This is a genomic window from Paraliomyxa miuraensis (assembly GCF_026337845.1).
Lineage (GTDB): Bacteria > Myxococcota_A > Polyangia > Nannocystales > Nannocystaceae > Paraliomyxa > Paraliomyxa miuraensis.
In genome coordinates, this window is sequence record NZ_JAOVZF010000133.1 from 40,354 (window position 1) to 52,568 (window position 12,215).

Sequence of the window (12,215 nt, forward strand, 5' to 3'; positions counted from 1 at the left end):
GTCGTGAACGGGCGCAGGGTAGCAGGGCGCGACCATCGCCGCTCAAGGGGTGGAGATCATTTTGGATTGCGGGCGGGGTGCCCAAGCACGTCGACGCGCCGATTCCGCGTCCGGCCGAACGCCGGTTTGGGCCCGGCCCGCTCGTCCCTCACCTGACGGCGCCCCTTGCATCTCGACCCACGTGAGTCACCGCCACCGCTTCGGTTCGTCGGCCAACGTAGGTGCCGTCGTCGAAGATTCCTTGACGATCGGCCTTGGCCTCGCGGCCGATCGCCGAGGGGACTTCAACGATCGTCACCCCGGCAAGGCCACCATCCAACATCCATGGATGATCGGTCCTTCGCCAACACGCCAACCGTTGAAGATTCCTTGACGGTGGACCATCCGCTCGGTGCTCCGAAGAAATCTTCACGATTTCCTGCAACGAATCGCTCGCGTGGCCGATGACCATGTTGCCATGAAATCTCCCCATCAATCACCCCCCCTCGACGGATTCCTGACCGCGACGACACTGGCTGACGCCTTTCGCTCCGCAGAGCACGAGATCAGGGCCATCCCCAAGGAACAGCTCGCCCGCATCAGCGTCGACATCCCCAAGGTCACGCAGAACGTATTCGGGGCGGCGGAGCGCCTCGACGAGCTGCTTCCCTCGCTCGAGCAGCTCTCGTTCTACGACCCCGGCCCCGCACGGAGACTGCGAACCCACGCGGCGGCCGCCCTCCACGCGCATCTGGTCGCGACCAACCTCGGCCCGACACGGGATCGGCGCCTACCGACGCTGCTCGAGGAAGGTCGCGAGCTACGGAGCAATCTGATGGTCGGCGCCGAGTCGCTGGCCCACTTTGGGCTCTTGCCTGCCGATCAGGTCGCGGCCCTTCGCACCGGCACACGACCCCACAACCTGCCGAGCACGCTCTCCACGCTGTCCATGATGCTGGGAGCCGTCTGGACCGAGGTCGAGAACAAGGTCCCGATCACCCCGGCCATGGTGGCAAGGGCGGCAGAGCTCGGCCTCGAGCTCCAAGTCGCCCTGGGCGTCCGTCGGCTCCCCCGGGACACGCTTGCCAGCCGCGAGGCCAAGCTCGTCCGGGCCCAGGCATTCACCCTGCTCGTCCGCACTCATGACACGTGCCGCCGCGGCGTCACGTTCCTGCGCTGGGGCCACGGTGACGTCGACTGGTACCTACCGTCGCTCTACGTCCAGCGCTCGTCGAGGCGCTCGCGTCCTTCCTTCGATGAGACTCCCGCCGCGGCGTCCGCGGAGGACTCGGCCAACCATTCTTCCGCGTCGCGAGCCGCGTAGGACGGCCCGCAGCTCCCGACGACGACGGGACACCACGGTCTCCGTACCTCGACCTCGCTCGAGCCGAGGTGCGGAGACCCCTACCGTGCCTTCTTGCCGCCGTGCTGGTCGACGGCCGCTCTCATGTACCGCGCATAGACCTGCGCTCGCGCGGACCCGGCATCGACCAGTTGCTGGGCTCCTTGCCGCTCGAGCTCCACCAGTCTCTGCAGCGCCTCGGGCTTGAGCGCTCCCTCGACTCGACGCCCATTGATGAAGAAGTTCGGGGTGCTGCGCACGCCGATCTCCCTCCCCTTGGCCTGCTCATCGCGCACCCGCTGTGCGGTGGCCTCCGCCTCGAGATCGGCGGCGAATTTCGCCTCGTCGAGGCCGAGCTCGTCGGCGATCTCCACCAGCCGCTCGGTCCCGTTCGCGTGCCGCTCGGCGAACAACCGATCGTGCATGACCCAAAACCGCCCCTGAGCTTGCGCGGCAATCGAGGCCCGGGCTGCCGGCTCGGCCCCTGGATGCATGGACAGGGGAAACTGCTGGAACACCACCCGAACATCATCGGGATAGGCCGCGACCAGCTCATCCAGCGTCTGGGCAAACGCCCCACAGAACGGACACTCGAAATCACTGTACTCGACGATCGTGACCAACGGCTGGGCCGCCCCCTTGGCGGGCGCCTCGGCCGAGACGATGGCCGGCCAGCGCTCACCCTCGACCATGCGATCGAGCGAACCATCCACGTCTTCCGGACCGGGAAGCGGCGGCAGCTGGGGGTCGGCCGCAGCGGGTGGCGAGGCACGACATGCCGCCAGCATCAGGCTCACGCCGACCACGATCGCGGCCGCTGCGACACGGCCACGACCCACTCCACGGGCTGCGTTCATGGGGCACCTCCCGCTGGGGGGAGCCCATCCGCAGGCGATGGAATCCCGTTGGCCGGCTGCGGGCTGCCGCCCCCGGGCAGCGGAGCCGCATCTTGGAGGATCGCGTCGACGACTTGATGGCGGGGGATGCCCGAATCGATCCGCTCCTGAGCCACGGCCTGCTCCTCCTCGATCATTCTGGAGAGCGCTCCCGGGTTGAACCCGCTGATGTAGCGTCCGTTGATGAAGAACCCAGGGGTTCCCGTGACCCCCGCTCGATCGGCGAGCGCGACGTCGGCTGCGAGCTGCTCGGCCAACCCAGGATCGTCGAGGTCGCTGCCAAATCGCTCGAGGTCGAGCTCCAGCGCCTTCGCGTAGGCCATGAAATCGCTGCGTCCCAGCGGGCCCTCGTGCTCGACCAGGGCGTCGAACATCCCCCAGAACCGGCCCTGCCGGGCGGCGGCCAGCCCCGCAAGGGCCGCGCCTCGGGCCTCGGGATGGATCTCGAGCGGGAGCTGTCGCACGCCCAGGCGAATGCCCTCGGGCTGGCTTCGTACGAGGACTCCGAGCTCCTGTTGCCACGCGCGACGGCAAAAGGGACAGCGGAAGTCGAAGAACATGACGATCTCCACGGGCGCATCCTCGGCGCCGGCGGCCAGAGCATCGCCCACCCGTACGGAGTAGCGCTTGGAGGGATCGGGCGGGGTCAGCCGCTTGGGCGTCGCGGAGACGTTCGGCTTGGCCGCCAGCTCCTCGCGCAAGGCTTGCTCACCGGGCGCAGACCCCACCTGCTTGGTGGAGGCAGACTTCATGAACGCCTCGTAGACCTGGGCCCGCGGAGTGCCCTGCGCAAGCAGTCCGCGAGCCCGCCGGATCTCCTCGTCGATCACGCCGTGCCACGCGGCCTCGTCGGCGTACCCCGGAAGATAGAGCCCGTTGACGAACGACGCGGGCAGGCCCGTCACGCCCAGCGCCTTGGCCTGCCTACGGTGGCGCACTCGCTGGCCGCTGTGGGATCCCGTGTCGATATCGTCGAGGAAGCGCGGTACATCGAGGCCGAGCTCCTCGGCCAACGCGCGCAACGTGGGCCGATCGAACTGTCCGCCCTGCGCGAACAGGCGCCGGTGCATGTCCCAGAACTTGCCCTGTGCCCCAGCGGCGTAGGCCGCCTCGGCGGCCTGCTCACCTCGACCGAACCCGGGCACCGTATAGGCACGGTAGACGACGCGCAGATCGGCCCCGTAGTCCTCGACGAGGTGGTCCATCACCTGCCAGGTGCGCCCGCAGGGTGGACACGCGTAGTCGGTGAACACCACCACCGTCACCAGCGGTTGCTCCCCGCCCAGCGCATGGTCGTCTTCGAAGAGATCCACGCGGTAGCGCTCGGCATCGATGCGCACGCGAGGCTCCGTCCCTCCCGGCTTGGTCTCGGTCTGGCAGCCGACGTTCCCCAGGGCCAGGGCGGCCGCCACGAGGCACCCCCCCAGTCCCAGTCGCGCGCCGATACCCCTGCCGATGCCCAGACACGCCAACGCCCCGCCGGCGAGCCGAGCGGGGCGAAGGAGGTGGATCGGGGCCTTGGAGCGGGAGACGAGACTCGAACTCGCGACTTCAACCTTGGCAAGGTTGCGCTCTACCAACTGAGCTACTCCCGCGCGTTGGGGTTGCGAACTCTGCCCGGACCCCAGGGGAGTGTCAAGCCCCAACCACAGGGGCTCACCGACCTCGAGGAAGCCGGCTGGGATTGCTTCGCGCAAGATCCGCATGGTCGTAGGCACCATACCGCATCCCCTCCTCTTCCTCACGGATGCGTTCGGCCCCGGTACCTTGTTGCATGAGACCCGCTAGAGTATGCATACGCCTTCCATGACGGCGCGATACACGGTGGCTCTGATTGGGGCTGGAGGATATGCCGGCCAAGTCTTGCATGCGCTGCTTGTGCATCATCCGTGCATATCCCCTCGCATCGTCCACGCCCGCGAGCCCGACGACGAGGCCCTGACCGTGTGTGCCGCATGTGATGTGGTCGCCCTGGCAACCCCCTCGGAGGCCGCGAGAGGCTGGACGGATGCGCTGCTCCGAAGAGGGCATCGGGTGCTGGATCTCTCCGACGCTCACCGGCTCGATCCTCGGGCGCACTACGGCCTCCCCGAGCTGCAGGGACCGCCCACGCCCAACACCCCTCTGGTCGCCAACCCGGGGTGCTACCCAACCGCCACGTTGCTGGTGCTGCGGCCCCTGCTCGACGCCCGCCTCATCGAGCCCGAAGGCATCGCGGTGCTGGGGGCAAGCGGAGCATCGGGGGCCGGCAAGGGATTGCGAGACGATCTCCACTTCTGCGAGCTCCACGACAACAGCTTCCCCTACAAGGTCGGCGAGCATCGCCACACGCCGGAGATCGAGCACGTCCTGGGTGCCTCGGTGAGCTTCGTGACGCAGTTGCTACCCGTCGTTCGCGGCATGCTGGTCACTGCATTCGTGCGACCGCGCCGCGAGCCTGCGCAATTGCTCGACGGCTTGCGAGCAGCGTACGAGGCTCACCCGTGGGTCACGGTGCTTGCGGAGCCGGGGCCGGGTCTGGGGCTTCGGCACGTGGTGGGCACCCATCAGGCCCTGCTGGCCGTGGGTCCACGCGAGCGTAGCGGCCTGGTGCCAGTGTTCTCCACCATCGACAACCTCATGCGGGGCGCGGCCTCGCAAGCGCTCCACAACCTCAACCTCTGGCTCGGCCTGCCCCCCGAGCTCGGCTTGCCCCCGCCTCTACTCGAGCCCCCCACCGGCCTCCCTGGCATGTCGAGGATGCTTCCATGACCGTTCCTCCCGTCTCCACCGTGCTCGACGACACCGTCACCCTACCCCGAGGCTTTCGCTTTGGTGCCGTACGCTGCGGCATCAAGCAGGGCCGCGCCGACCTCGGGATCATCCGCAGCGAGCGTCCGGCGAGCGCCGCGGGCACGTTCACCCAAAACCCCGCCCGGGCGGCGTGCGTGGAGCGAGACGCGAGCCTGCTGCCGAGCCGCGAGGTGGTCGCGGTGGTCGTCAACAGCGGCAACGCCAACGCGATGACCGGCCGTGAGGGAGAGCAAGGCAACGCCGAGGTCGCCTCGGAAGCCGCCACGGCCCTGGGCGTGACCGGGTCCGCGGTCCTCACCATGTCCACCGGGATCATCGGGGTCCCGCTGCCGGCCGATCTCGTGGTGCGTGCGCTGCCGACCCTCCTCGACGAGTCGGGACCCGACCCCATGGGATTCGCCGCCGCGATCCTCACCACCGATACGGTCACCAAGGTCGCGTCGGTGTCACTCACGCTTCCCGGCACGACCGAGCCGGTGCACCTGCTGGGCATCGCCAAGGGCTCGGGGATGATCCACCCCAACATGGCCACGACGCTCGGCTTCGTGTGCACCGATGCAAGCGTGGCCCCCGACGTCCTGCAGCGAATGTTGCGAGCCGGGGTGGAGGATACGTTCAACGGGATCTGCGTGGACGGGGACACGTCGACCAACGACAGCGTCGTGGTGCTGGCCAACGGCGCCAGCGACATCCACGTGGACGATCCCGAGACCGAAGCCGCGTTCGAGGCCGCGCTGCACGCCGTGCTCGCATCGCTCGCGCGGCAGGTCGTGCTCGATGGAGAGGGCGCCACGCGGTTGATGGAGGTGGAGGTCAAGGGGGCGCCGGATGCCAAGACCGCGCGTCTCATCGGACGCGGCGTGTGCCGCAGCAGCCTCGTCAAGTGCAGCGCCTTCGCGGGTGAGCCCAACTGGGGCCGCATCGCCGCCGCCGCGGGTCAGGTGGTGCTGGAGCACGGCTTGGCGATCGACCCCCGCACGATGACCATCGAGGCACAAGGCATCGAGCTGTACTCCGCCCAGGGCCCCTCGGTGGGGGTGAGGATCGCCGAGGTCAACCGGCGAATGCGAGACACCACCGTGCGCTGGACCCTGGATCTCCATGCGGGAGACGCCCGATACCTCGCGCTCGGGTGCGACCTCAGCTACGACTATGTTCGCATCAACGCCGACGACGCGCCCCAGATCGAGGTCGGCCACGATGGCGTGGTCCGTCGCAACCTCAGTTTGGCCGCCTACTCGCCGCGTCTCAAGCACCAGCTGTTGGTCGACGGCTTGGCCTACGTGCGGCGCTTCATGGGCCTGCGCATGATGGTCTACGTGCCTCCGCAGCAGGAGGTGTCGGGCATGATCGAGAACCTCGCGCAGGACCTCGAGCTGTGCCTCGACGCCAACCTGCGCCCCCTGCTGGTGGTGCCCAGCGAGACGCTCGCCCAGGGCATCCACGACCACATGCAAGGCACGGGGCACTACTCCGCCCCGGTGGCGCCCGACCCATCGAGCATCAACCGCCTGCTGGATCGTGGCCACCTGTGCGTGTTGGTCCGTGACCGACCCGTCCCGCATGCGGTGGTCGACCTGGCGATCAAGCTGGGCATGCACAAGCTCATCGCAATGGGAGCCGAGCAGGGCCTGCGCGATGCCCATGGATTCGTCCAGCGTCTCTCCCCCGAGAGCTTCCTGATGGGGCTGGAGCGCGATCGGTTCTCGACGGTCAACCCCGACCTCCTCGTGCTGGCCAAGCACGCGGCCACCCGGGGAGTCCCGGCACTCCACCTGGTCGACGTGCGGCTGCCCCACGCACTGGTCGGCGAGCTGTTCACGGACGAGGGAATCGGCACCCTCATCACTCGACAAGCGATCGGCTGATGACGACCAAGGCCCGCCGCGCGGCGCTACGGGATCTGCTGGCCGGAGGCCAGGCCAGCACGCAGGCCGAGCTGTGCACGCTCTTGGCCGAACGTGGGTTCACTGCGACCCAGAGCACCGTCAGCCGTGACCTCAAGCGCCTCGGCGCCGAGCGAGCCCTGGGGGCCGACGGCATCCCCGTCTACCGCCTGGGTCGCCCGCCGTCGCGCAAGGGCCCTTCGGCGCGCACCGTGACGACGATCGAGCACAACGAATGCCTGGTCGTGCTGCGCACCCGACCGGGCATGGCCCAGGCGGTGGGGATCGAGCTCGACGAGCTCGGACACGAGGACATCATCGGCACTCTCGCCGGAGACGACACGGTACTGGTCGTGCCCCGTTCGATTGCGCGGATCGAGACGCTCGTGCGGGACCTCGCCGCTCGAGTGGGCATCGGGCTGGAGTCCCCTCCTCGTCCCCGCTGACGAGCGGGGCGATGCTCCTGGGCCCTCGACCGCTCGCGCTCCGTGCGACGTGATCGGTCGAGGGCGCATGGGACGAGCCCCCGAGGGGCTACGGCAGCAGCTCGGAGATCTCCTCCCGGAGCGTCTCCGAGAGCACGCGCCCCTGATGCACGTGTCGGACCACACCGTCCGGCCCCACCACGAGGGTGTGGGGGATCGGTCCGACCCGAAAGCTCCGCGAGGCCTGTCCGTCGTCGAGCGCGGTCGGCAAGGTCATCCCCCGCTGCCGCGCAAAGCCCTGGACTCGCGCCGCCGCCTCGAGGGGGGAGAGCCCGCCTCCGTCGTGATTGATGGCCAGGAATTGGACCGACTGCCCGTCGTACTCGTGCTGGAGTTCGTCGAGGTCGTCCAGCTCGCTCTTGCAGGCGCCACACCAGGTGGCCCAAAAGGTCAGCACGCTGACCTTGCCCTCGAGCTCGGCAGGCCCGAAGCGGCCGCCATCGAGGGTGAGCACCTCGAACGCCGGGGTCGGCCCGCCGGGCGGAAGCGGACCCAGCCGCTCCCAGTGCACGATGCCCTGGTGGAGTTCTCGGCCAGCGCAGAGCAAGGCCAGGCACACCACGCCCATGCCCACGAGCACGGGAGCCCACCACGACCCGAGTCCCTTGGTCATCGACGCGCTCATGCCTCCGCCTCCTCGGGCTCGACCGCGGGCCGTACCCACCACGCCCAGCCCACGCAGAGCGATCCTCCCGCGACTTCCGGCCACAGCGAGGGCAACGCGTGACCATGGGCGGCCAGCTCGTGGGCCACGGTGACCACGACCAGCAGCGGGACCAACATCAGGCCCCGGCGGTGTGACCTCACCCGACCGAGCACGGTCTCGCACGCGACCAGGACCACGATGGGCACCACCAGCACCCGCCCCAGCGCGGACGCCAACATCAGCAACCCGCCCAGATCGGCCGTGACTCGCGCCGCCGCCACGCCCCGCAGCAGCTCCAGGGTCCCCACCCCGAACAGATAGAGCAACCCCAGCACCAGCCCATCGTGGCGCCCCTCGTCGGCCTCGAGCGCGGCCACGGTCGCTCGCGGCCGGACGAGCAGACCGCCGTATCGCCACAGGGCTCGCAGAAACGGGCTCATCGGTCCTCGTCCAGAGTCTTGGCCCGAGGATCAACGCCTCTGCGCAAGGCGACGTTTCGCGGCGGTCGCCAGCGCGCTGGGGATGTTGCGAGAGTGCGCGACCTTGCGCACGTCGTGCGCATGGAGGTGGTTGAGCAGGGACATCGCGGCCGCCATCGGGGTCTTGGGGTTGAGCACGAGGTTGATCTTGACCGCGTAGAGCTTGGTCCACTCGCGTCGCGTCGCGATGTAGCGGATCACGTCGTGGCCGAGGCTGCGGTTGGCACAGTAGGCCACGACCTCGTTCTCCTTGACCCGCGGTGACTTGATCGCCGAGAGCGCCACCGCCTTGTTGCTGTCGCGAATGAGCACCGCACGCTCGAACGCGTTGCCGAGGATGGCGAGCCGGATCTTCTTCATCATCGAGAGCTTGGAGATCTGGGATACCCGGTCGCCCTTGAGATCGGCGCCCTGCTCGCGCGCGGCGGGCTGCTGGGCGCGCTCCACCTCGTCGGCCAACAGCGGCAGATCGAGCTCGTCGTGGACTCCACCGTCGAGCGCCTGCTCGAGCGCCGCGAGCACGCCATCGTCGCCGTCGCCATCGCCGCCCTCGGCCGCCTCCGCCACCACCGCGTTGGGATCGAGCTCCTCCCCCGCCGCCGCCTGGGCCATGCGCTCGACCAGCTGCTCCTGCCCCTCGAGCACGCGGTGCACCATCTGACGAAATTGCTCGTCATCGACGTCTTCGGCCTCGCTCGCCTCCTCGCCGCTCGCGAAGATCGCCTGCTTGATCTCCTCGAAATTGGGCAGCCGTAGCTCCAGCCCCTCGCGCACGGCGAGCTCGAGCATGCGCTGGGCCACGCTCATGCGACAGTTGGGATTTTGGTACAGCGACTCCACGATCGCGGGGCATCGCAGCCAGCGATCCTGGTTCTCCGCCAAGATGTCGCAGATCGCCTCGGGGCACAGACGGGCCAGCCCCACGAGGGTCTGATCGTGTACATTGGGGTGGCCGACGATGGCCTCGAGCATCGCAACCTCGCGAGGCAGCTTGCGGCCCACGAAGTCGAGCGCCCCGGAGGGCAAGGTGGGATCGGAGAGCGCCCCGGTCAGGATCTTGGGCGGGAGGCCCACCACCGTCCTGGCCGCTTGCTCGGCCAGCTCGGGCACGTTGGCGGCCCAGAGCTGATAGAGCGCGGTGACCAGATCGCGCGGGGGCAACGGAGCGAGGCCGCGGGCCACCATGCCCTGGAGAGGAGCCGGCGCCTCGGGACGCACGACCTTCCAGACGGCGGGGCCGAGCTCGGTTTCGGACAGCGGCACGTGCTCGAAGGCCATGAGGCCCTCATCGTAGCAGTCCTCATCCCTCGCTCAACGTCCGCCGCAGCCAGGGGGGAAGCGTGAACAGCTGCCGGTGCCATGCGCCGTCGTACAGGCCCGTCGCGTCCCCGGTGTAGAGCTCGGCCAGCCGTGCATCCACGTCGACCTCCCGGGTCGGATCCCCCACGCCCTCGTGATCGGAGGCGAGGATCCAGGACTCCGAGTACCCGAACGGCTCGATGTGCGTGCGATAGGAGTGCACGTGCCGGAAGACCCGAGACAGGAGCCGGCGCCCCCGCGCATGGGCCCGCCACTGCAGCTGCGATAGCTCGGCCATCTGCGCCACGAACACCCCGCCGGGACGCAAGCAGCGCGAGGCCGCGCGGAAGGCCGCCTCCGAGTAGAGGTCGTCGGCCGGTGACTCCGAGAAGGGGGTGATGTCATCGGTACTGGGATCGGACAGATCGTAGACGAGGACGTCGACCTGCTCCTCGCGGTCGACCATCTCGGCCATGACCCTGGTGGCGTCCCGCGTGATGATCTCGAGCCTCGAGTCGCGCTGGCAGCCGGCCCAAAACGACGGGATCAAGGCCTGAGTCTGCTCGATCACGACCCGAGAGACGTCGACGAGCCGAACCAACTCGGTGTCGCGAAAGCGAAGGGCCTCGCGTGCCGCCGCCCCGTCGCCGCCCCCCACGATGAGCCAGCGCCGTCGCGACGGGGCCAGGAGCGCCGCCGGGAACACCAACGAAGTGGTGTAGACCGGGTCGATGACCTCCGAGAGTTGTACGGTGCCGTCGATGACCAGAGTGCGGCCAATTTCGTCGAAATCGCCGATCTGGACGCAGCAGCGCAGCCCTCCGAGCGCCGGGAAGCTCTCTTCCCCTTCGAAGAGCCACGGACCCTGCCGCCGCATCAAGAGCCGACGTGCCGCGCTTACCATCTCGACGTGGGTATGTGGCCAAGGTTCCATGACGAACTGCACGAGCCTGGGCCGGACACCGTACGTGGATCTCGTTCGATGGGAAATGAGACATCCGACATCGAGCGTGCGGCCGCGCGCTTGAACGATCGTGCGAGGTCTTGATAGCATTGGCCCTACGCTCGTCAATCCGGCGAGGCGCAAACCCGCGAAACCCAGCGCAAAGAAACCAGGGGATACCGAAGTGACGAAGCCGTCGATTCCCACGGTCGCCACGCGCGGCCGGCATTGGGTGGTCGAGCTCCACGGCTGCCGCAGCACCATTCTCGACGATCAGGATGCGGTGGCCGACCTGCTCAAACGTGCGGCCGAGGCCGCCGGCGCCACGGTGCTCGACGTGCACGTCCATGGCTTCGATCCCGTCGGCGTGGCCGGGGTCGCCGTGCTCGCCGAGTCGCACCTGTCGATCCACACGTGGCCCGAGGTGGGCTACGTGGCCGCCGACCTCTATACCTGCGGTCGCTGTGATCCCTCGCGTGCCTACGCGGTCCTGGTCAGTGAGCTCGCGGCGACGCGTTCCGAGGTCATGGAACTCACGCGCGGGGTGCCGGGCGGAGCCCGATCGCTCGCGCTGGTCCGACTGACGACCGAGACCCACGAGCAGCCGCGCATCGTCGGCCGCCCCACGCTCGTGAGCGACCGGAAGGGCTAGCTTGGGGCTCGTTTGGTCCCGCGCGAGCCCGTGGCGCCGTTGCGGCCGTGGATCAGCCGCAGCCCCTCGAGCACGAGCGCGTCGTCCACCACGTCGATGGCGCTCGACTCCCGCGCGACGATGGAGGCGAAGCCACCGGTAGCCACCACGCGGCACGGCCAGTCCACCTCGCTGCGAATCCGGGCGATGAGCCCCTCCACCAGGCCGATGTATCCATATACGAGGCCCGACTGGATCGCACCGACGGTGTTGCGCCCCACCACCCGATCGGGTCGGCTGATGTCCACGCGCGGGAGCTTGGCGGCACGCTCGAACAGGGCGTCGGCTGCGATTCCGATGCCGGGTGCGATCACCCCACCGAGGTACTCGGGCCTCGGCGTGACCACGTCGAAGGTGGTCGCAGTGCCGAAATCGACCACGATGAGCCCATGCTCGCCGTCGCGGTGGCGCTCGTGAGCCGCAACCGCAGTGACGATCCGATCGGCCCCCACGTCCTGGGGAGGATCGTAGCGGATGGGCATTCCGGTCCGAATCCCGGGACCGACCACGAGGGGCTCGATGTCCGCGTAGCGGACCAGGGCCTCGGTGAGGGGTCCGAGCACGGGCGGGACCACGCACGCGACGATGGCCTGGTCGAGTGCGCTGAAATCGAGCTGGGCCAGCCCCAGGGCCTGCCGCAGGCCCACCGCGAGCTCGTCCCGGGTCCACTCGCGACGGGTGGCCAACCGCAGCTCGCACCGCAGCACCTCCCCTTCGAAGACCCCCACCGTGGTGTGCGAGTTGCCGACGTCGACCGCCAAGAGCATACCGGAGAG

Annotated in this window: 12 protein-coding genes and 1 tRNA gene; 5 read left to right on the plus strand and 8 right to left on the minus strand. The window is 68.8% G+C overall.

Features of this window, described 5'->3' with window-relative positions:
• Positions 1–457: 457 nt before the first annotated feature.
• Positions 458–1,303, plus strand: coding sequence for a hypothetical protein (locus OEB96_RS04530; RefSeq protein ID WP_266214195.1), 846 nt, complete (start codon positions 458–460; stop codon positions 1,301–1,303).
• 80 nt (positions 1,304–1,383) lie between these two features.
• On the opposite strand, the gene OEB96_RS04535 is transcribed toward OEB96_RS04530, so the two are convergent.
• From OEB96_RS04535 to OEB96_RS04545, 3 genes are all read right to left on the minus strand, one after another.
• Positions 1,384–2,178: a DsbA family protein gene (locus OEB96_RS04535; RefSeq protein WP_266214196.1), complete on the minus strand. Its 795-nt coding sequence runs from the start codon at positions 2,176–2,178 to the stop codon at positions 1,384–1,386.
• Entirely contained in the window at positions 2,175–3,629 is a 1,455-nt protein-coding gene (locus tag OEB96_RS04540) for a DsbA family protein (RefSeq protein ID WP_266214197.1), read from the minus strand. Before OEB96_RS04540 ends, OEB96_RS04535 begins: the two co-directional genes overlap by 4 nt.
• 107 nt (positions 3,630–3,736) lie before the next feature.
• Positions 3,737–3,812, minus strand: a tRNA-Gly gene (locus OEB96_RS04545).
• 211 nt (positions 3,813–4,023) lie between these two features.
• Between OEB96_RS04545 and OEB96_RS04550 the strand changes: the two genes are divergently transcribed.
• Genes OEB96_RS04550 through OEB96_RS04560 form a run of 3 tightly spaced genes read left to right on the plus strand, consistent with a single transcriptional unit; the run spans position 4,024 to position 7,342 of the window.
• Complete coding sequence (locus tag OEB96_RS04550; RefSeq protein WP_266214198.1) at positions 4,024–4,968, plus strand: Asd/ArgC dimerization domain-containing protein; 945 nt, start codon at positions 4,024–4,026, stop codon at positions 4,966–4,968.
• Positions 4,965–6,878 (plus strand): bifunctional glutamate N-acetyltransferase/amino-acid acetyltransferase ArgJ, encoded by a 1,914-nt coding sequence (gene argJ / locus OEB96_RS04555; RefSeq protein ID WP_266214199.1) that lies wholly within the window; start codon positions 4,965–4,967, stop codon positions 6,876–6,878. Before OEB96_RS04550 ends, argJ begins: the two co-directional genes overlap by 4 nt.
• The gene (locus OEB96_RS04560) at positions 6,878–7,342 is read left to right on the plus strand and encodes an arginine repressor (protein WP_266214200.1); all 465 of its coding nucleotides are present in this window, start codon (positions 6,878–6,880) and stop codon (positions 7,340–7,342) included. Before argJ ends, OEB96_RS04560 begins: the two co-directional genes overlap by 1 nt.
• Positions 7,343–7,430: 88 nt before the next feature.
• On the opposite strand, the gene OEB96_RS04565 is transcribed toward OEB96_RS04560, so the two are convergent.
• From OEB96_RS04565 to OEB96_RS04580, 4 genes are read right to left on the minus strand one after another with little or no spacing between them, the layout of a single operon-like run.
• Entirely contained in the window at positions 7,431–8,006 is a 576-nt protein-coding gene (locus OEB96_RS04565; RefSeq protein ID WP_266214201.1) for a TlpA family protein disulfide reductase, read from the minus strand.
• Positions 8,003–8,467 (minus strand): hypothetical protein, encoded by a 465-nt coding sequence (locus tag OEB96_RS04570; RefSeq protein ID WP_266214202.1) that lies wholly within the window; start codon positions 8,465–8,467, stop codon positions 8,003–8,005. Before OEB96_RS04570 ends, OEB96_RS04565 begins: the two co-directional genes overlap by 4 nt.
• A 30-nt stretch (positions 8,468–8,497) precedes the next feature.
• On the minus strand, positions 8,498–9,784 hold the full coding sequence (locus OEB96_RS04575; RefSeq protein WP_266214203.1) for a hypothetical protein: 1,287 nt from the start codon (positions 9,782–9,784) through the stop codon (positions 8,498–8,500).
• Positions 9,785–9,806: 22 nt separating this feature from the next.
• A complete protein-coding gene (locus OEB96_RS04580) occupies positions 9,807–10,709 on the minus strand; it encodes a spermidine synthase (RefSeq protein WP_266214204.1) in 903 nt (300 codons plus the stop codon).
• A gap of 223 nt (positions 10,710–10,932) precedes the next feature.
• On the opposite strand from OEB96_RS04580, the gene speD reads away from it, so the two are divergent.
• Positions 10,933–11,400: an adenosylmethionine decarboxylase gene (gene speD / locus OEB96_RS04585; protein WP_266214205.1), complete on the plus strand. Its 468-nt coding sequence runs from the start codon at positions 10,933–10,935 to the stop codon at positions 11,398–11,400.
• On the opposite strand, the gene OEB96_RS04590 is transcribed toward speD, so the two are convergent.
• Entirely contained in the window at positions 11,397–12,206 is an 810-nt protein-coding gene (locus tag OEB96_RS04590; RefSeq protein WP_266214206.1) for a type III pantothenate kinase, read from the minus strand. The genes speD and OEB96_RS04590 overlap by 4 nt on opposite strands.
• Between the last annotated feature and the right edge of the window lie 9 nt (positions 12,207–12,215).

Excerpts from the sequence above, each read along its gene's own strand:
- OEB96_RS04575 (WP_266214203.1), bottom strand. The coding sequence starts at position 9,784 with ATGGCCTTCGAGCACGTGCCGCTGTCCGAAACCGAGCTCGGCCCCGCC.
- OEB96_RS04580 (WP_266214204.1), bottom strand. The coding sequence starts at position 10,709 with ATGGTAAGCGCGGCACGTCGGCTCTTGATGCGGCGGCAGGGTCCGTGG.
- OEB96_RS04590 (WP_266214206.1), bottom strand. The coding sequence starts at position 12,206 with ATGCTCTTGGCGGTCGACGTCGGCAACTCGCACACCACGGTGGGGGTC.
- OEB96_RS04535 (WP_266214196.1), bottom strand. The coding sequence starts at position 2,178 with ATGAACGCAGCCCGTGGAGTGGGTCGTGGCCGTGTCGCAGCGGCCGCG.
- OEB96_RS04570 (WP_266214202.1), bottom strand. The coding sequence starts at position 8,467 with ATGAGCCCGTTTCTGCGAGCCCTGTGGCGATACGGCGGTCTGCTCGTC.
- OEB96_RS04560 (WP_266214200.1), top strand. The coding sequence starts at position 6,878 with ATGACGACCAAGGCCCGCCGCGCGGCGCTACGGGATCTGCTGGCCGGA.
- OEB96_RS04565 (WP_266214201.1), bottom strand. The coding sequence starts at position 8,006 with ATGAGCGCGTCGATGACCAAGGGACTCGGGTCGTGGTGGGCTCCCGTG.
- argJ (WP_266214199.1), top strand. The coding sequence starts at position 4,965 with ATGACCGTTCCTCCCGTCTCCACCGTGCTCGACGACACCGTCACCCTA.
- OEB96_RS04550 (WP_266214198.1), top strand. The coding sequence starts at position 4,024 with ATGACGGCGCGATACACGGTGGCTCTGATTGGGGCTGGAGGATATGCC.
- OEB96_RS04530 (WP_266214195.1), top strand. The coding sequence starts at position 458 with ATGAAATCTCCCCATCAATCACCCCCCCTCGACGGATTCCTGACCGCG.